This is a genomic window from Streptomyces sp. NPDC002889 (assembly GCF_042888425.1).
Lineage (GTDB): Bacteria > Actinomycetota > Actinomycetes > Streptomycetales > Streptomycetaceae > Streptomyces.
In genome coordinates, this window is sequence record NZ_JBIAPT010000039.1 from 1 (window position 1) to 18,481 (window position 18,481).

The 18,481-nt window shown below is 69.8% G+C and carries 11 protein-coding genes and 3 pseudogenes; 8 read left to right on the forward strand and 6 right to left on the reverse strand.

Features of this window, described 5'->3' with window-relative positions; translation table 11 throughout:
• Positions 1-378: 378 nt before the first annotated feature.
• Positions 379-1,038, reverse strand: coding sequence for a lysophospholipid acyltransferase family protein (locus tag ACFYWI_RS36115; RefSeq protein WP_389240029.1), 660 nt, complete (start codon positions 1,036-1,038; stop codon positions 379-381).
• A 649-nt stretch (positions 1,039-1,687) separates the two neighbouring features.
• On the opposite strand from ACFYWI_RS36115, the gene ACFYWI_RS36120 reads away from it, so the two are divergent.
• Positions 1,688-3,163, forward strand: a complete 1,476-nt coding sequence (locus ACFYWI_RS36120) for an oxidoreductase (protein ID WP_389240030.1) — start codon at positions 1,688-1,690, stop codon at positions 3,161-3,163.
• An 885-nt stretch (positions 3,164-4,048) separates the two neighbouring features.
• Here the strand turns inward: ACFYWI_RS36120 and ACFYWI_RS36125 are convergent.
• From ACFYWI_RS36125 to ACFYWI_RS36135, 3 genes are read right to left on the reverse strand one after another with little or no spacing between them, the layout of a single operon-like run.
• Positions 4,049-4,822, reverse strand: a complete 774-nt coding sequence (locus tag ACFYWI_RS36125; RefSeq protein ID WP_389240031.1) for an SDR family NAD(P)-dependent oxidoreductase — start codon at positions 4,820-4,822, stop codon at positions 4,049-4,051.
• 55 nt (positions 4,823-4,877) lie between these two features.
• Positions 4,878-6,056 (reverse strand): MAB_1171c family putative transporter, encoded by a 1,179-nt coding sequence (locus ACFYWI_RS36130; protein WP_389240032.1) that lies wholly within the window; start codon positions 6,054-6,056, stop codon positions 4,878-4,880.
• Complete coding sequence (locus ACFYWI_RS36135) at positions 6,046-6,474, reverse strand: hypothetical protein (RefSeq protein ID WP_389240033.1); 429 nt, start codon at positions 6,472-6,474, stop codon at positions 6,046-6,048. The genes ACFYWI_RS36130 and ACFYWI_RS36135 overlap by 11 nt, the downstream gene beginning before the upstream one ends.
• Before the next feature lie 669 nt (positions 6,475-7,143).
• Here ACFYWI_RS36135 and ACFYWI_RS36140 point away from each other — a divergent pair.
• The 7 genes and pseudogenes from ACFYWI_RS36140 (at position 7,144) to ACFYWI_RS36170 (ending at position 16,814) form a co-directional block, all read left to right on the forward strand.
• Positions 7,144-7,428, forward strand: coding sequence for a transposase (locus tag ACFYWI_RS36140; protein ID WP_389240034.1), 285 nt, complete (start codon positions 7,144-7,146; stop codon positions 7,426-7,428).
• Positions 7,424-7,876: pseudogene (locus ACFYWI_RS36145) on the forward strand (IS5 family transposase); the annotation flags it as partial. The gene ACFYWI_RS36140 and the pseudogene ACFYWI_RS36145, both read left to right, overlap by 5 nt.
• Positions 7,877-7,968: 92 nt before the next feature.
• Positions 7,969-8,358 (forward strand): annotated as a pseudogene (locus ACFYWI_RS36150) (VOC family protein).
• 790 nt (positions 8,359-9,148) lie between these two features.
• A complete protein-coding gene (locus tag ACFYWI_RS36155) occupies positions 9,149-12,721 on the forward strand; it encodes a SpoIIE family protein phosphatase (RefSeq protein ID WP_389240035.1) in 3,573 nt (1,190 codons plus the stop codon).
• An 843-nt stretch (positions 12,722-13,564) separates the two neighbouring features.
• Entirely contained in the window at positions 13,565-15,181 is a 1,617-nt protein-coding gene (locus ACFYWI_RS36160; protein WP_389240036.1) for a phospholipase D family protein, read from the forward strand.
• A gap of 102 nt (positions 15,182-15,283) precedes the next feature.
• Positions 15,284-15,714: pseudogene (locus tag ACFYWI_RS36165) on the forward strand (TetR-like C-terminal domain-containing protein).
• A gap of 551 nt (positions 15,715-16,265) precedes the next feature.
• Positions 16,266-16,814 (forward strand): hypothetical protein, encoded by a 549-nt coding sequence (locus ACFYWI_RS36170; RefSeq protein ID WP_389240037.1) that lies wholly within the window; start codon positions 16,266-16,268, stop codon positions 16,812-16,814.
• 126 nt (positions 16,815-16,940) lie between these two features.
• Here ACFYWI_RS36170 and ACFYWI_RS36175 read toward each other — a convergent pair whose 3' ends face one another.
• A complete protein-coding gene (locus tag ACFYWI_RS36175) occupies positions 16,941-18,125 on the reverse strand; it encodes a cytochrome P450 (RefSeq protein ID WP_389240038.1) in 1,185 nt (394 codons plus the stop codon).
• 44 nt (positions 18,126-18,169) lie between these two features.
• On the reverse strand, positions 18,170-18,403 hold the full coding sequence (locus ACFYWI_RS36180) for a LexA family protein (RefSeq protein WP_389240039.1): 234 nt from the start codon (positions 18,401-18,403) through the stop codon (positions 18,170-18,172).
• Positions 18,404-18,481: the final 78 nt, after the last annotated feature.

The window sequence follows — 18,481 nt, forward strand, 5'->3', positions numbered from 1 at the left end:
GGACGGACGAACTCCCACTCGGCATCCGACAGTTCATGGCGACGTATCACCCGACCATGATCCACCACGCAAGATCATTTGACGACAGACCCTAGCGGGCCACCACTTTCCCCTCGCGAGTACGCCCTGATGCGGGGTCACGGCTGCCACTTCGGACGAGGAGCGTCCGAAGGTGGCTGAGGCGCCTGGTCACAGGTGGCCAACTCCGTGAGAAACGACTCCCAGGCTCACCTGCCCGAGCGAGCCTCAGCGCGCACCTTTGAATGGTGCCGGGCGGCGGAAACGCGTTCGGCAGCGCATAGTCGGGCTGCGCGGGTGGCTGGGGGGACGAGGGGCAGACCGCCGGCACCGGCCGGTCGGAGCAGCCGCCTGGTCTGATCAAGCCGCAAGCCCTGCGGGCTCACCCAGGCGCTGCGCAGCGGTGCGCCAGGCGGCGGTGACGGCATGGTGGGCGGCCGCGGTTGCGGCGGCGATTCCGGAAGGCAGCTGAATGGGAGCGCCGACGTGCACATGCAGGCGGGGTAGGCGGACGTGGGCCGTGAGGAGCCCTGCGACCTGCTTGGCAGGGCTGCCGGAGGTGACGCGGCGGGCTCCGGCCTGGCCGATCGGAATGATGGGGGCGCCGGAGGTGGCAGCGAGGCGTGCAGGGCCGCTGCGAAATGAGTCGGGAGCAGCCTCGGCGGCGTCCTTGCGACGAGGCAGGCGCCCCTCGCCGTAGATGAGCACCAGGCGTCCGGCGTCGAGCGCTGCCGCAGCCTTGTCCAGAGCGTCGGCCGCGTGGGTGGTGCCGCGGTAGACGGGAACATGGCCTTCGCGGTCCAGGAGATGCCGCAGTACGGGGATGCGCCACAGACCGGCGGTGGCAAGGATGACCGGTTCGACGTCCATCCGGCGCAGGGCGGCGAGCACGATAGCCGGGTCCGCCAGGGAGGTGTGGTTGGCGACGAGGATGCCGGTTGCTGGGACGGTGGCCTGTTCAGCAGACGTCGTCAGGCGGCCGAGGGAGGAGACGAGGTCGGCGGCGATGCGGCTGAGCACAGGACTCCTGGAAGTCGGGGGCGGCGCGGTGATCTTCATCATCGCGCCCGGGGGAGCCTGGAGTCCTGAGTCCGCGTACTCATCTCTCTGGTGGTGCCGTGATCAGGTGCTCAGGCGGGTTCGGCTTGGAGCCTTCACCAGCCTCGATAGAGGAGCGGTTGGATACGAGTCACGGTGCCGTGAGGCCGAACGACTCGCGATGGCCACGACACCTTGTCGCAAGAGCTGACCAACCGAGGCCGACTTCAGAATCGGGCCCTGACTCCGGCCACCGCTCTGCCCGATCCCGCTCGCCGGCCTTGTCCCGCATCCGCTGTCGCTGCGAGGGAGCAGCCACTCATCTCAGGGCCCGTTACTGAAGGCCGATTTTCTGGAGCCTTCACACGGAGGGCGATCAGCGGCGCACTACAGAGTGCATCGTTTGCATGACCTTCCAGAAGGTGGTGAGACCGCCGACAACGCCGGCGGCCAGAGCGGCGACCGGGTCAAAGGTCACTGCTGGCGACGTACGAGGCGGGGCGGCGCAACAGCCAAGCCCGGAAACTGCGGCGTGGGGGGCCACGAGAGCACCGTTTCATGCTGGTGTCGTTGACGACTTCGGTGTCCAGGATGATCAGGTCCCATCCAGCCTCGCCGTTACCCTGCTCGGATGCTGTCGTACGAGGAATTCACTGATGCTGAGCGTGAGTTGTGGGACGCCTTCCCCGAGGGGCGCCTGGTAGAGCTGCGCTCGGGTGCTGCCGACAGGGATGGCGAACAAGGTGAGCAGCCGGAGCCTGAGACCGAGGTGCGGGCCGCCGTTCTGACTGCCCTGCTGTTGGGCGGAAACCCCGGGCAGCTCGGTGCCATCGCTGCTCTGCGCGTGTCTGGCGCGCGCATCACCGGCCACCTCGATCTTGCCGGGGCCCAGATCGAGCACGAGTTCCGTCTCGAAAACTGCTCGTTCGACGAGCCTCCAAGCCTCTATGAAGCCGCGACCAGGACCGTCGCGTTTGTCGACTGCCGGCTTCCTGCCCTCGACGCGGGAATGGCCCGGATCGAAGGCCGCCTCGATCTGAGGCGGTCCATCATCAACGGCAGGCTGTCTCTGAGGAACGCCCACGTGACAGGCGGCCTGGTGCTGACGGGTGCATCGTTGTCGGAACCCGGGGGCTGGGCAGTGTTCGCCGGCGGCCTGGTATTGGAGGGCGGGATGTTCTGCCGTGACCTGAACGTACGGGGCGGAATACGGCTGCCGGGAGCGCACTTGCCTGGCGGCCTATTCCTGGACGGCGCCACGATCGACAACCCCGGCCGAGTGGCACTGGCTGCAAACAACGCCATCATCGACACGGTGAACCTCTCCAGAGGATTCGCCGCGCAGGGCACCATACGGCTGCGAAGCGCACAGATCGCGGATCGACTGACCTTTGACGGCGCAGTTCTGGACGGTGCGGACCTCGACTGCTCGCGCATGCAGGCTGGTGATCTCCACTTCACCCCTGCCACGCCACCCTCCGGGGCAGTAGATCTTCAAGGCGCCAGGGTTGCGGTTGTGCACGACGCTGAGGGCTCCTGGCCCGACGTCGTCTGGCTGGAGGGTTTCGTCTACGACTCCCTTCAGCCCGCGGACGGCATGCACGGCAACAAGGCCGTCCTCCGGGTGGCGTGGATCCGCCGTGAGCCCGGCTACGCCCCACAACCGTACGAGCAATTGGCGAGCTGGTACCGACAGGTCGGCCACGACGACGACGCGCGCCGCGTGCTCCTGGCCAAGCAGCGGCACTACCGCAGCACCCTGCGCCCTGCCGGTCGAGCCTGGGGCCATCTGCTCGATGGCACCGTCGGGTACGGCTACCGCCCCTGGCTCGCGGGGCTGTGGATCTTGGCCCTGACGATCCTGGGCACCACCACCTTCAGCACGGCATCCTCACCCAAGCCGGTCCAGCCCGGCCAGGGCCCGCCGTTCAACGCCTTCGTCTACACCCTCGACCTGCTCATCCCCATCGGTGGCCTTGGCCAGCGCAGCGCCTGGTACTGGACAGGAAGTGGGGTGCAGTCGCTGGCCTACGTCCTGATCGCAAGTGGGTGGGTGCTGACGACCGCAGTCGTCGCGGGGGTTACGCGGTCACTCAATAAGAACTGAGGACCTCTAACGGAGGTCGGCAGCGTCGAGCAGTCCTGTGCGCCGCCCGGGTGAGGTCGCCGCGTCGAGCAGCGAGGTGACGCGAAGCGTGCTGCATCGTGGGGTTTCCGGTCACAGCCTGATAGACGTCCTCATCCTCGGTTCGCATGAGCTGCGCAAACTGGTCCCACGTGAGCGGGACGTAGCGCGCTGCGTTGACCCGCACGGCGGGATCGGCAATACATCGGTCCCTCCACCCCGGAGGGACGCCCGGCTGCCTGTGCTCGGAGGCTGCACGGACCTGGGGATCCGGGTCCGCAAGTAGCTCCACTTGCACCGCGACAGGCCGGTCGTACCAGGCTCGCGCGACCACAGCGCGCAGCCTCGGACTCGAGGCGGCGGCAAGAGCTCTCCGAGGCCGGCCGTAGGCTTCCTCCAAGCCCTCGATGCCGATCGGCACCCCAAGATCCACCATGTCGCGGACGAAGTCTGAGTACGCATCACGGATCGCCGGATCGGGATGCTCGGCGATCCTGCGGCGCATCGCCGGGGACATCCGGTCTCCGTGAAGGCCTACTGCGGTGGAGCCGTCCACCATGCGCCAACAAAGCCTCGACAACAGCGTCCGCCAGCCGCCCACGGCGCAGCGACATCCCGTGCCGGCCAGCCGCGTGGGCGGCCAGGCGGACCAGGACGTCCTCAGAGGCGCTGCCGGGTTTCGCCCCAGCCCGGACAGTCGCGGATGATCGAGGTTCGTCATCCTTCCAACCTAGTCGGCCTGATGCTCGGCCTTGCCCGCGTACCGGCTACTTCGGCGGGAACATGCGCAGCGGGACGCCGTGCACACCACACGGCGCCTGGAGGTGACCGACGGCGAGGTTCACCGAAGGGTGCCCCGGGCCCGTCTCAGACGTCCGCAGGCGCCCGTCGGGCCCGGGCCAGCCGGGTGGCGACCAGATGGCGCGGCAGGTGTCGTACGGCCTGCGCGTACGCCTTGTACCGCCAGCCGGTGATGCTCACCGGCCGCCGCCGGGCCAGGTCCTTGAGCGCTTGGGCGACCACGTCGTCGGGGTCGAGCCACACCGCGTCGCGTAGCGCGCTCACGTCCATTCCGGCCCGATCCTGGAATTCGGTACGGGTGAACCCGGGCACCACGGCCAGCACGCGGACCCCGTACGGGGCGAGATCGACCCGCAGCGACTCGCTGAAGGACGTCACCCACGACTTGGCGGCCCCGTAGGTGCCCGCGGGCAGCAGCCCGGCCACTGAGGAGACATTGAGGATCGCCCCCCGGCGCCGCTCACGCATGCCCGGAACCGCCGCGTGCGTGAGCCGCAACGGCACCCGCACCAGCAGGTCGAGCATCCGTTCCTCGTCCTCGATGGGGCTGTGCGGGAAAGGTGCCGCCAGCCCGAAGCCCGCGTTGTTGACGAGCATGTCCACGGGCCGGCCCGCATCGGCAAGCCGGTCGGCGACCGCCCGGACCCCTGCCGGTTCGAGCAGGTCCGCCGGGAGGATGTCCGCAGCGACGCCGTAGACCGTGCGTACGTGCTCCGCGGTTGCCTCCAATCGCTCCTTGTCGCGGGCGACCAGGACGAGATCGCAGCCCTTGGCGGCGAAGCCGCGGGCGAACGCGGCGCCCAGGCCTGCGCTGGCACCAGTGATCAGAACGGTGGTCACAACATGATCGCTTTCTGTGGAAGGAACGGGAGAACGGGTGAGCGCGTCGTCCCCGTCAGAGCGACGGCCGGAAGCCGGCGGTGACGGGCGACCGGTACGCATGGGCCACGTCGAGCAGGAATCTTCGCTCGTCGTCGAGGTCGCTGCCGCCCATCACCGGTGCGCTGAACGAAGGGGACTGCCGGGGCAGTCCCGCCGCTGCTGCACGCCGTGCCTCCCTGATGACGCATGCCAGCACCGCGGCCTGCGACGGCGGCCCGGCGGACGCCTCCGTGGCAGCCCGGCCGATGCTCCTGAGATGACTTCGTGCCAGGTCGTGCGTGCCCGGTGCCACGTATTCGCCCAGCATCAGGATCGCGTCGCGCGTTTCGATGACCTTGCGGTACACGAGGAGATCACGGGGCAGCGGCGGCCACAGCAGTTCCACCCACCGCGTTGCACGCGGCCGGTGCAGGGCGACCTGCGGCACGGACTGCACCAGGTCCCGCCACAGCGGCCACAACTGCCAGGCGGCCGACATGTCGGCAACCGTCCGGCGCAGCAGGTAGAACGTCGGGAGCAGGACGGCCCCCGCGCGCAGCACACCGTGCATGTTCATCAGCAGCGGCAGGTACGGCAGCTGCCAGGCCGTCCCGAACAGCGCCTTGAGGAGGTAGCCGACCCAGAAGAGACCGACCAGTGCGGTGCCGAGACCGAACAGCCGCAGACCGGCGGCCAGTCCGGGATTCTCCGCCCGCCGGCTGTAGCGCCAGCAGACGAAGACGCAGACGGTGTTCGCAAGCAGGTGGGCGAACATCAGGGTGAGCCAGTAGGAGAGAGGCGGCACCGGGTCGCCGACAGGAGGAATGCCGTGCCGCCCATGCGGAGGTGCGACCACATCGAGCGCGAGCATGGAGCCCAGGAGCACGACCGTCGCGCCGCTCGAGGCCAACTGCCACTTCCGGCCGGTCGTGGTGCCGCAGACGAAGTACAGCACCGCACCTGCCGAGAGCACCCCGATCAGATTCCGTACGAGGCCGACGACATGGACCAGGTCGGCGTCGCGCTCGGCGAAGGCGATGACCGACGGCAGGTTGAGCGTCATAGCGGCAGCCGCCGTGGCCACGGCCAGCCACAGGCCGCGCTGCCGCGGGGAGTTCAGAGCGGAACGGGAACGCACCAGCACCGCGAACCAAAGAAGGAGCACACTGGGGACGGCGAGCCAGTCGCCGAACTCCGCTATGTCAGCCTGCATCGGAGGACCTCACCCCGAGAGCGGAACCGAGCTTCTCCAGCACTCCGTGAGGCTCCCTGCCAGGCATCTCGCCTGCCTTTGTACGGATCAGGCTGGCCAGCATCTCGGCCTCCTGCTCCTCGCGCGTGGTGTAGTCGGTGCGCCCGCGGACCACCGGAATCCCGTCGCCGCTCTCCTCGCCCTCGAGGAAGTTGTGGCCGAACAGGATGTGCCCGAGCTCGTGCAGGACGATGTGCTCCTGGTGCAGCCGCGACGTCCGGGCCTCGTAGAAGACGTAGTCGACGCTGTCCGTGCCCACCCACAGTCCGCAGACGCCGGACTGCGCGGCCTCCTCGGGCAGTGGATGCAGCTGCACGGCGCGGCCGCGCCGCTCGGCTATGCGGGTGCACAGATCGTCGAGGGAGAAGGGATTCGACAACTCCAGATGACTGAGAATCGCTTCACAGCGCTTGCGTAATGCGGCTTGCCCGTATGGCATGTTCTCCCCGTTCGAACCCCTTCTCGGGCAGCGTCGATAGGCAGGTGCGGAAACGGTCATGGTGTCCTGAGCCTTCCAACGGCGTCGGGGACCTTGGTCCTCAGCGTGTCGGGCGGAGACCGCTCACCGTGGCGGCGGGCGGGCTCCTGTCATCCCTACAGACTGGCCGCGTGCCTTGGCAAGGCAGGGCAGGGCCGGTGCTGTTGATCAAGCCATCGGCCGACCGGTCTTGAACGCCAGAATCACCGCCTCCGGGGTGACCGGCGACGAGGCCTGCGGCCAGGACCCCCAGTTCCGCACAGCCTTGCAGGCCCGGAACATGGGCTACGTCCTGGCCGTTGCCTGCTCCACCAGGGTGCAGATCACCAGCGGCCGCATTATGTGGTCCGTTTGCCGTCGCTTGCATGATGCTGGCGATGGCAGGCTTGCTTGAGCCGGATGCGGTGAAGCCGCACGTCCGGTTCTGAGGGGGCCAGGTCACGGCGAAAGACGAGTCTTGTCCTGGCGGTCCGGCAGCAGGGGGTCTGTCCTCTCTGTCATGACGGATCTGGGCGGTTGGTGCCGGATGAGTTGTGGGTGTTGTTCCGGCGGGTGGTTCCGCCGACGGAAGTGAAGCGTCCGCAGGGTGGGGGCAGGCGACGGGCGGGTGACCGCGAGGCCCTGGCCGCGATCATCTTCGTGGCGACCTCGGGCTGTACGTGGCGGCAGCTGCCGCCCGTCTTCGGCCCGTGCTGGCAGAGCGTCTACCGGCGCTTCGCCCAGTGGAGCAAGGACCGGGTCTGGGCCCGGCTCCACCGCGTCATCCTCGACGAACTCGGCGCCCGCGGCGAGCTGGACTGGTCGCGCTGCGCGATCGACTCCGTCAGCGTCCGGGCGGCAAAAGGGGGCCACTGACCGGACCGAATCCGACCGACCGCGGCAAGAGCGGATCGAAATCCACCTGATCACGGACCGGAACGGACTGCCTCTTTCGCTGAGCATCTCCGGCGCCAATATGCACGACAGTCTCGGCCTGAAGCCGCTCGTACGCGGGATCCCGCCCGTCCGCTCCCGCCGCGGCGCGCGTCGTCGGCGCCCGGCCAAGCTCCATGCGGACAAGGGCTACGACTACGACCACCTGCGCAGATGGCACCGTAAGAGGGGCATCCGCCACCGTATTGCCCGCAAGGGCATCGAGTCCTCCACACGCCTGGGACGCCACCGCTGGGTCGTCGAGAGGACGGTCTCCTGGCTGGCCGGATGCCGACGCCTGCACCGCCGCTACGAACGCAGGGCCGAGCACTTCCTCGCCTTCGTCGGTATAGCCGCAGCGCTCATCAACTGCCGCCGACTCACTTCGTAGACAACAGCGACTAGGATCTACGGCAACATCGCGTGTCGGTCACCGGCTGGGTGAGGCATGGAGGTGTCAGGAGATGCCCTCGGAGGCATTCCTTGTCAGTTGAGTTGAACCACACGATCGTCCACGCCCGGGACAACCGGGAGTCAGCAGAGTTCTTGGCGGACCTGCTGGGCCTTGAGATCACCGCCGAGTGGGGCCCGTTCATCGCGGTCGACCTGAGCAACGGCGTCACGCTGGACTTCGCCACGATCCCCGCGGACAAGATCACTCCCCAGCACTACGCTTTCTTGGTCTCTGAAGAGGAGTTCGACGCGGCGTACGCGAAGATCAGGTAGCGCGGCATCGAGCACTACGCCGACCCGCGCCAGCAACAGCCCGGCACGATCAACCACAACGACGGCGGCCGCGGCGTGTACTTCATGGACCCGGTGGGCCACGCCATGGAACTCATCACCGTGCCGTACGGCGGCTGGACCTCGTAAGCGCATGTGCCGAGGGCCGCCCCAGCAGGCACCGGGTGCGGCCCTCAACCGCTGCTTATGCCCGATGTGCTCGCGGCCGGCGCCCTGCGATTACCTGCCCCGCCGGCCGGCGGGAAGCTTGCCCTCCGTGGTCGGCACCGAACGCTGACAGAGAACCCATAAGCCAGCACCAGCACCAGCGGAAACGACCTCTGAGAGGTCGTTTTCTCCGTTGTTTCGTCCGCGGACGTTGTTTTGTCCCACGGGGTCGGGTCGCGCCAGGTTGGGGTGGCTTCGGCGGCGAGGCAGGACGACGAACCCCGTAGCATCATCGGTGCGTTTGACGATGGTGAGCGCGAGGCGGAGCCGGGTGCGGGCCCAGTCGACGAGTCGGCGTAGCCGGTCGGCCCACGCCAGGGTGATCCTGCGGTGGAGTTCACGCAGTCGCTGCAGCAGCGGCATCGCGGCATCCCGGTCCTGGACGCTCGCGGCGGTGACCAGCACCACCAGCAGCCCAGGCAGTTCACGACCTGCCCTTTGCGGCCCGCCACCTTCCGCCGTCCCTGCCGACAGTGTCGGCCGCCCACAGGGACTGCGAGTCGACGATCGCCGCCGTCGGCGTGCGGCTGCAAGCGTACACTGCTGGGCAAATCATAGTTTTAACTATTTTAACCTTGGAATTCTGGCAGAAGTGTAGCCAGAACCGTCGGATCCGGCGTCCGATCTGCCCGGAAGGTCCGCAGCAAGTGGCCGTCGGCAGCCTTGGGAGGGCGCGGGCGGATCACATGGGCGCCAGGAGGAAGATTTCTCGATGACCCGGCCCGATGACCCGCGCACCGCGGCGGCCCGGATGTTCGCCGAGGCCGGCGCGTTCGGCGAGCTTCTGGCCGGGATCGACTGGGCGGCGACGCCGCTCGGGCCCCCCGAGTCCTGGCCGGGGCCCCTGGTGGACACCCTGCGCCTCATGCTCACCTCTGAGCACGGGATGGCTCTGTACTGGGGTGCCGAATTCGCCACGCTGTACAACCTGGGCTCCACACCCATCGTCGGCGCCAAACACCCCTGGGCGCTCGGCAAGCCCTATAGGGATGTGTTCCCCGAGGTCTGGGTCCACCCCGTGAGCTCCCACTTCCACTATGTGACCGACACCCGCAAGCCCCTGCTGATCCCCGATGAGCCGCTCATCATGGAGCGCCACGGCTTTCCGGAACAGTGCTACTTCGACTCCGCCTTCCAGCCCGTGCTGCTGGACGACGGCACCGCCGGCGGAGTGCTGCAGATCATCACCGAGACCACCGGCCGGGTACTGGGCGAGCGCCGGCTGCGCCTGCTGAGCGAGACCGGCGCCCGCACCGCCGGGCTGCCCACCCCGGGCGAGGTCGCCCGCGTCGTCGCGGAGGTGCTGCGCTCCTATCCCGAGGAGATCCCGTTCCTGGGCCTGTACCTGGCCTCCGAGCCGGGGATGCTGCGGCTGGCGGCCTCCGCCGGGCTCCGGCCGGCGCCCGAGGCCGTCTCGCTGAGCGCGGCCGACGGGTCGGAGGTCGCGGCCCGGCTGGCACAGGTGGTCGCCGACGGTGCCCCTGCCACGCTGCCAGCCGTCGCGCTCACCGGCGGCAACACGGCCGGGCAGCACGCCGCGGCCCCCCGGCTCCCAGTCGAGCAGGCGCTGGCCCTGCCGCTGCACTGCGCGGGCCGGGTGGGGGGCGCCCTGGTGGTGGGCGTCAACCCCTGCTTCCCGCCGGCCGGGGCCTACCGGGACTTTTTGGAGGTGCTCGCCGCCGCCGTGGCCGGGGCGCTGACGGCCGCGCTCGCCCACGACGAGCAGCGCCGGCGGGCGGAGGCGCTGGCCGAGCTGGACCGGGCCAAGACCACCTTCTTCGCCAACGTCAGCCACGAGTTCCGCACTCCGCTCACCCTGCTCCTGGGCCCGCTCCAGCAGGCCCTGGCCGACGAGGACCGGCCCGAGCGACGCGAGCAGCTGGAGCTGGCCGAGCGCGGCGCCCTGCGCCTGCTGAAGCAGGTCAACACCCTCCTGGACGTCGCCAGGGCCGAGGCCGGGCAGATGCGCCCGGCCCTCGAGCCGGTCGACCTCGCCGGTGCCACGGCCGAGCTGGCCGGGGTGTTCCGCTCCGCCTTCGAGGCGGCCGGGCTGACGCTGGAGGTGGACTGCCCGCCGCTGCCCAAGCCGGTGTCCCTGGACCGGGAGATGTGGGAGAAGATCATCCTCAACCTGCTCAGCAACGCCCTGAAGTTCACCTTCACCGGCGGCGCCCGGGTGCAGGTGGCCGCGGCCGGCGACCGGGCCCGGCTGACCGTGACCGACACCGGCACCGGCATCCCCGCGGACGAGCTGCCGCGCCTGTTCGAACGCTTCCACCGGGTCCGCGGCGCCCGCTCCCGCTCCCACGAGGGCAGCGGCCTCGGCCTGGTGCTGGTGAAGGACCTGGTGGAAGCGCACGGCGGCACCGTCGGCGTGGACAGTCGGCTCGGCCAGGGCACCACCGTCACCGTGGACCTCCCCCTCGGCGCCGCCCGCTGGCCCCGCCCGGCACCGCCCGCGGCCGGCGCCGGGTCCCCCGGGGAAGGCCCCGGGGAAGGCGGAGGCGGCCGGCCCGGCCGCGCCGCGGCCTATGTGGACGAGGCGCTGGGCTGGCTGGCTGCCGACCCCGTCCCCGCCGCGGCCACCCCCGCGGCACGCACCCCGCACGCCCCCGCGACCCACGATGCCCCCCACGGCCCCGGCCCGCACGAAACCGACCGCCCCCACCGGGCCCGCCTGCTGGTCGTCGACGACAACGCCGACATACGCGCCTACCTCACCCAGCTCCTGCAGCCCGACTACGACGTGCTGCTCGCCGCCGACGGCCGAGCCGCCCTGGAGATGGCCCTGGCGCAGCCGGTGGAGCTGGTGCTCAGCGACGTGATGATGCCCCGCATGGACGGCTTCGAGCTGGTCCGGGCGCTGCGCGCCGACCCGCGCACCGCCCGCCTGCCCATCGTCTTGCTCACTGCCCGCGCCGGCGAGGAGGAATCCGTGCAGGGCCGGCACGCCGGCGCCGACGACTACCTGGCCAAACCCTTTTCCGCGCGCCAGCTGCTGGCGCGCGTCCGCACCGGGTTGGAACTGTCCCGGCTGCGCGAAAAGGTCCTGATCGAGACCCGCAACCAGCTGGCCGTGCTGGCATCCCTGGCCGACGCGGGCCTGCGGCTGTCCGCCACCCTCGACCCGGACCAGATACTGCAGACTGCCGGCCAGATCCTGCTGCCCGACTTCGCCGACCAGATCAGCATCCACCTCACCGCCGCGGCATCCGCCCCGGCGCAGTCGCCCCCGGCATACACGGCCGGCACCCCCCTTCTTGCCCGCGAGGCCCTGGCCACCGCCGCCACCCACGCGATCAACGGCACCGCCCCAGCCCCAGCCAGCCCGCACCCGGCGCCCGCCACCGTGCTGACCCTGCCGCTGCACGCCCACGACCAGACACTGGGGGCCCTGGTACTGGTCAGGCACACCGACTACTCCGCGGTCGAACACAAGTATCTGGAGAACCTTGCCCACCGCCTGGCCCTGGCCTACGACAACGCCACCCGGTACCACAACGAGCGCCGCCTCGCCCTGACCCTGCAGCGCGCCCTGCTGCCCCACCGCCTGCCCCAGGTGCCCGGGGTGCGCCTGGCCGCCCACCACCGGGCCAGCAACCGCGGCGCCGAGGTCGGCGGCGACTGGTACGACGTGCTCGCACTGCCCGACGGTGCCGTGGGGCTGGCCATCGGCGACGTCATGGGCCACGACGTGGAAGCCGCCACCGTGATGGGCCAACTCCGCTCCGCCCTGCACAGCCTCGCGATGGAGGGCGCCGGCCCGGCCCAGGTGCTGGCCAGGCTGGACGCCTACCTGCAGTCGCTCGCCACCGAACGCTTCGCCACCTGCCTGTACGCGGTCTACAACCCACACCGCCACCGCCTGCGCTACGCCGCCAGCGGGCACCTGCCGCCCCTGCTGGTAGCCGCCGACACCGCCTACCTGGAGCTGCCCCCGGCGCTGCCGCTGGGACTGGGCAGCACCCCAGTCGACCGCGAGGTGGCGTTCCCGCCCGGCACCAGCCTGCTGCTGTACACCGACGGCCTGGTGGAAAACCGTGCGATGTCCCTGGACGACTGCCTGGCGGCCCTGCGCCAGACCTGCGGCGCGCTGCCCGCCGCCGCCCGCACCGACCCCCAGCAGATCACCGAACGGGCCCTGGAGCTGCTGAACACCCCCGACCGGGTCGACGACGACACCGCCCTGCTCGCCGCCACCGCCGAACCATCGTGCCGAACCGGCGACCCGCAGGCTGACGGAAGTGCCGTACAACCGACCGCTACTGCTCGCAGTCATGGCTAAGGAAGCTGTGGATTTGCTCATCCACTGCTAACGAACTGTCTTCATCGCTAATGGAGTCGCGGATCCTGGACGGTAATCCAGGATCCGCGACTTGATGCGCACTGGATCCTGCGGAAACGCAGTAATCCGGGCTGGACGAGCAGGCTGCTGTCGGTGGAAGTGAGCATTCCCGGTCTGAGGAGCCGTTCCAACGGTCACTCTGAGTAGGAGAGCGTCGCCGGGCGCGGTGCTGGGGCGGTGGTGCGCGGATCGGCAGGTGGCGGGGGCGCCATCCGGTGGCGGAGTGGACGGCGTTGCCGACCAGCGCCGGGATCATCGACTCACAGTCGCTGCGTGCGGCAGCCACGGTCCCGGCCGCCACACGCGGCTACGACGGCGACAAGAAGGTGCCGTGCCGCCAACGCACTGCCTCGGCCTGCTCCCGCTGGTCGTGGTCACCGCTGCGGACACCGAATCCAGCGCCTGCTTGAGGGGCACGCTGTGGCCGCGGAGGCTGGCGTCCTCCATCTCGGCCTCGGCGTACGGCACTTCCGGCTCGGCAGCGAGGACAGCGGAGAGGTGACGGCGAGCCCTCGCGTTCGGCATGGTCCTCCTCGGATCGCAGCGGGTGTTTCCGGCCGCCGATCGGACTGCCACCTGCCTCGCCGGCCGACCTTCGTCCACGACGCACCGCGCCAGACGTAGTCTGCCGGTCGGAGCCAGCGGGGCATTACGGTGGGCACGAGGGCCTCCCACGGGTCGGCGCAGATGTCGATCCACGGGGTCGTCGGTACGAGAGTGGTACGAAACAGACCGCTGGAAGCACACGTGAGGGCTGCGGTCGCAGGTCGGAGGTGCCGTTCCGTGCAACCCACCGACTGGCTGCTGACGGCCAGTGAGCGCGGCAATCCCGCCACCCGCCTGGACCGTCGGCGGCCCGACGGGACGGCATGGTCCGTCGGCAACGAAGCGCGCCCATTGGTCCACGGCGCGACGTACTTCGCCGAGCTGCTCGCCGCCGTCCGCGCTCTGCGGGCCGCAGACCTGCTGCTGTTCACCGACTGGCGCGGCGATCCCGACGAGCGGCTCGCGGGCCCCGGGACCGAGATCGGCACCGTGCTACGCGAGGCGGCCGAGCGCGGAGTCGTCGTCAAGGGTCTGGTGTGGCTATCCCACCTGGACAGTTTCCAGTTCAGTGAGGAGGAGAACCGCCACCTCGGTAAGGAGGTCCGGGCGGGGGGCGGCGAGTACCTGCTGGACATGCGAGTCCGTCCCGGCGGCTCGCACCACCAGAAGTGCGTCGTGCTGCGCCATCCTGGGCGCCCCGCGCTCGACGTCGCGTACATCGGTGGCATCGACCTGTCCCACAACCGCAACGACGACATCGACCACCGCGGCGACGAACGCGCCCAGCCCATCGCCGACGCGTACGGACCGCATCCGCCCTGGCACGACATCCAGCTCGCGATCCGGGGCCCGGCGGTCGGCGATATCGAGACCGTCTTCCGGGAACGCTGGACCGACCCGGCGCCCCTCAGCCGCAGCCCGCTGTCCCGGCTGCGCGAAAGGCTGCACCGCGAGGACACCCACGCGGACCCACTGCCCCCTCAGCTGCCCGATCCCCCGCCCTGCGGCACGCACACGGTGCAGGTGCTGCGCACGTACCCCAACCGGCTGCTGCAGGGCTACGACTTCGCCCCCGACGGCGAGCGCAGCATCGCGCGTGCCTACCTGAAGGCACTGCGGCGGGCCCGGGCACTCATCTATCTGGAGGACCAGTACCTGTGGTCCCCGCACGTGGTGAAGTACTTCGCCCGGGCGCTCCGAGCCAACCCCGGGCTACGCCTCATCGCTGTCATCCCCTCCGTCCCCGATCAGGACGGCCCGCTCACGCTGCCGATGAACCTGATCGGCCGCATCACCGCCCTGGAGACCCTGCGGAGAGCGGGGGGCGGGCGGGTCGCGGTATACGGGCTCGAGAACCATGCCGGGACACCGGTGTACGTGCACGCCAAAGTGTGCGTGATCGACGACGTGTGGGCCGCGGTCGGCTCGGACAACATCAACCTGCGCTCCTGGACGCACGACTCCGAACTCAGCTGCGCCGTTCTGGACGAGACGACAGACCTCCGAGAACCGCAGGACCCCGCCGGCCTGGGCGACGGCGCGCGCCGCCTCGCCAGGGACCTCCGGCTGATGCTCGCGCGCGAGCACCTGGACCGGGAGGAGCCCGGAGACCTGCAGGCCCCCGACGTCCTGTGCGATCCGGTTGGCGCCTTCGACGCCTTCGCGGCGGCGGCAGCCGCTCTCGACTCCTGGCACGAAAGGGGCCGTTGCGGTCCCAGGCCGCCCGGACGTCTGCGCACCTACCGGCCACCGGAGCTTTCACGGGGGCAGCGGCTGCTCGCCACGCCGCTGTACCGTGTGATCGTCGATCCGGACGGCCGCCCGTTGCGGCTGCGGCTGCGCAACGCGTTCTGAGAAGCCGGTGGGGCTGTCTCCGGCGACGTACGTGTCGCCGCGAGGCGAGGGGCCTACGGCGCGCGGCGGGCCCGTTGCGGGGTCAGGCGGCCTGGGCAGGCGGTGGAGGCAGTCAGCGGCTGCGCCCTGCCGAGCTGGCTTGCCGAGCACTTCGCCCCCACCGACATCCCAACCCCGGACACCGGAGCCATCGAGACCGACCTGCGAGCGCTCGCGCGGGCGCTCACGCAAAGCTTGACAGGCCCGGTGGGTAGGGCGGTGCAGACCGCGATGTACTCCGACGCAGGTCGGCCGCCGGAGATCGCCGAGGCGCGGCGGCGGGTCTCGCAGACCGGTTCCGGCGGGCCGAGCCCGTGATCACCCGCGCCATCGAGCGGGGCGAACTCCCCGCGGAGACGGATCCGGTCGAGCTGCTCAAAACGCTGGCCGCACCGATCTTCTTCCGGTTGCTGTCAGCGCCGATCCGATCGAGGAGGGCACCGCCGACCAGGCCGTACGGATCACGCTCGCCGCCGCCCGCGCCGGCGCCCTGACACAGGGCTCGGCAGTAACCAGGGCGACCGAAGCGGACGCCGGTCAGGCGTGAAGGGCGGCGCACTTGCCCCGCCCGCCAGCCAGATCTCCGGAAAGTTGCAGGTCGTCAGCGTGGATTGCGGACCCCACTACTCTCTCAGTTTGGACACCTGTACACCCGAAGCACCGGCCAAAGGCAGCAAGCTGGGGATCCTGGGCAACCGCACCGATTTCACCCATTCGACGGGTTGAGGGTGCCGCTTCGGGTGCCAGTGCCGTCTCATGGGCTTGACCACTGCTGCGTTCGAGCAGGGGTGGCCGATGTACAACATGCGCGCCGAACCCCAGGCGACAAAGACCGGCCTGGGACTGGTGCAGCACGTTCTCGACCGCGACGGTGCCGCCTTGTGCGGTCGAGCCACGAGCGAGAAGGAGACCTCGACACCAAATGCGGCGTACGAACGTGAGGACTACTGCACGTCTTGCATGAACGCCGTCGCCACGGCAGCAGCTTCATCCCGGGGTTGGGGGTCCACGTGACTCGCGGCAGCACCGAATTCTGGAGGTCTCCATGGGGTCTGACTCCCAGGCATTGCGGCAGCACGTCCGCGTCAGGCCGCCGCTCGTCGAGCGATGGATCGAGTCGGCGGACCGGAACCTCACCCCCACGAAACGGTCGCTGATCGTCACGTGGGTCTCCTTCGGCACGACATGGGGCGTGGTGCGACTGATCACGCACGGCATCCGGGGCGGGTGGCTGCCCTGGGGGAACATCTCGGCCGGCGGTGAGCATCTGCACCACTACAACTTCGGCATCGCCACCCTCGCCGGCGTCGGCCTGGTCGCCGTGCGCGGTGACGAACGGGCCGTCGGGCACCCCGCGGTCGCGGCCGCATACGGCGTCGGAACAGCCCTGATCACCGATGAGTTCGCCCTGCTGCTGGACCTGAGCGACGTCTACTGGGCCAAGCAGGGGCGGCTCAGCGTGGACGTCTCCCTGGGCTTCCTGTCCGTACTCGGCGCGTACCTGACCGCCAAGCCGTTCTGGGACGAGGTCGCCCGAGTCACCCGCCACCACGTGGCCTCCGCGGCCAGACGAGGCGTCTCGGCGGCCACATGACGGCGTTCGCGGCGGCCCCGACCCTCCTGTGCGGAGCTGGGAGGGACGGCCGACCCTGCCCGAGACTCGCAGCGACCGCGGGGGGTGCGGACAGCATGCACCCGATTCGGCGACCGGCGCTCGTGGTCAAAATCGCACCGGCAGCGCAATCAATCCGCGGGCACGCATCGACGGCCGCCATCGCAGCTCGTCACGATGCACGTCCAACGCCAGGGCAGGGAACCGCCGCAACAGCGTGCCCACGGCGATCTGCGTTTCCAGCCGCGCCAACGGAGCGCCCACGCAGTAATGGATGCCGTGGCCGAGGGCCAGGTGCCCGCCGTCCCGCCTGTCCACATCGAGGCGGTCAGGATCGGGGAAACGGCCAGGGTCACGGTTGGCGGACGCCAGCGACAGCATCACCGTCTCCCCTGCCGGGATCGTCACGCCGCCGATCTCCACGTCTTCGATGGGGAAACGGCGGATGGCAAGCAGCGCCGGACCGTCGTAGCGGGCGAACTCCTCCACTGCGCCTTCGACCCTGGCCGGATTGTCGCGTAGCGCGGCCAGTTGCTCCGGGTGGTCCAGTAGGGCCAGCACGGCAGTGCCGATGAGTTGCACGGTGTTCTCGTAACCGGCGAACAGGATGAGGAACGCGAGTGATGTGAGCTCGTCCTCGGTGAGCTTGTCACCGTCGTCGCGCACGTTGATGAGATCGGTCAGCAGGTCGCTGCCCGGCGTGCGACGTTTTTCGGCGATGAGTTGGGTGAAGTACGCCAGCATGGCGGGCACGGCCTGCTTCGCCGCACCGGGGTTCTCGGGGTCCGGGGCGACCAGCGCATCGGTCCATGCCCGGAAGTCGCGCCGGGAGTCATGCGCCACGCCCAGCAGGTCGCAGATGACGGTGATCGGCATCGGCGCGGCGAATTCGGCGACGAGGTCGGCGCGTCCGCGGTCGGCCACGGTGTCCAGCAACTGGTCGGCCAGAGCCTGGATTCCTGGGCGCATCTGCTCCACCCGGCCGGGCGTGAAGGCTTTGATGACGAGCCGCCTGAGGCGGGTGTGGTCGGGTGGGTCCATGTTCAGCAGGTTGGCGTCGAGGGCCGGGGGCAGCGAGAAGCCTCGGTAGTTGTCAGGAAGCCGATGTGCCTTGTCCAGGGAAAGCCGCGGGTCGGCAAGGAGTTGTCGCACGTCGGTGTAGCGGGTGACGATCCATACGGGCAGCCCGTCCGGCCCGGTGATCCGGTGCACCGGCCCAGCCTCGCGAAGACGGGCATACGCCGTGTGAGGGTCAGCGACCAGCGCGGGCAGGTCAGGGAACGCAGTAGCCATGGCAGCAGCCTAGGACGATCATTCCGGGCCACGTCCTGTCCCCCTCAGTTATCGGCCAGCGCCCGGACGTCAGCCGAGACGGAAAGAGCCCAGCTTCGTCCACTGCGGCTGATCGCGCCGATCTGTTCCAGCTGTCTCAACGGGTACTCGACCGAGCTCGGACCGGACAGACCAACCTGTTGCCCTATCTCTCGGATCGTCGGCCCCTCGCCGTGATCGGCGATCCACTGACGGATCACGCGCAGGATGTGCGCCTGGCTGTCGGTGATCTCGTTCATGCCGTGCCCGTTCGGTCAACCGTGCGGGCTTCGCGGTGGAGCTCGGCCCTGACTGTCGGCGACCAGCCCGGCTCGGCG

Bases quoted from the DNA above. Each gene is read 5' to 3' on its own strand.
- ACFYWI_RS36120 (WP_389240030.1), top strand. From the start codon at position 1,688: ATGCTGTCGTACGAGGAATTCACTGATGCTGAGCGTGAGTTGTGGGAC.
- ACFYWI_RS36130 (WP_389240032.1), bottom strand. From the start codon at position 6,056: ATGCAGGCTGACATAGCGGAGTTCGGCGACTGGCTCGCCGTCCCCAGT.
- ACFYWI_RS36155 (WP_389240035.1), top strand. From the start codon at position 9,149: ATGACCCGGCCCGATGACCCGCGCACCGCGGCGGCCCGGATGTTCGCC.
- ACFYWI_RS36170 (WP_389240037.1), top strand. From the start codon at position 16,266: ATGGGGTCTGACTCCCAGGCATTGCGGCAGCACGTCCGCGTCAGGCCG.
- ACFYWI_RS36175 (WP_389240038.1), bottom strand. From the start codon at position 18,125: ATGGCTACTGCGTTCCCTGACCTGCCCGCGCTGGTCGCTGACCCTCAC.
- ACFYWI_RS36180 (WP_389240039.1), bottom strand. From the start codon at position 18,403: ATGAACGAGATCACCGACAGCCAGGCGCACATCCTGCGCGTGATCCGT.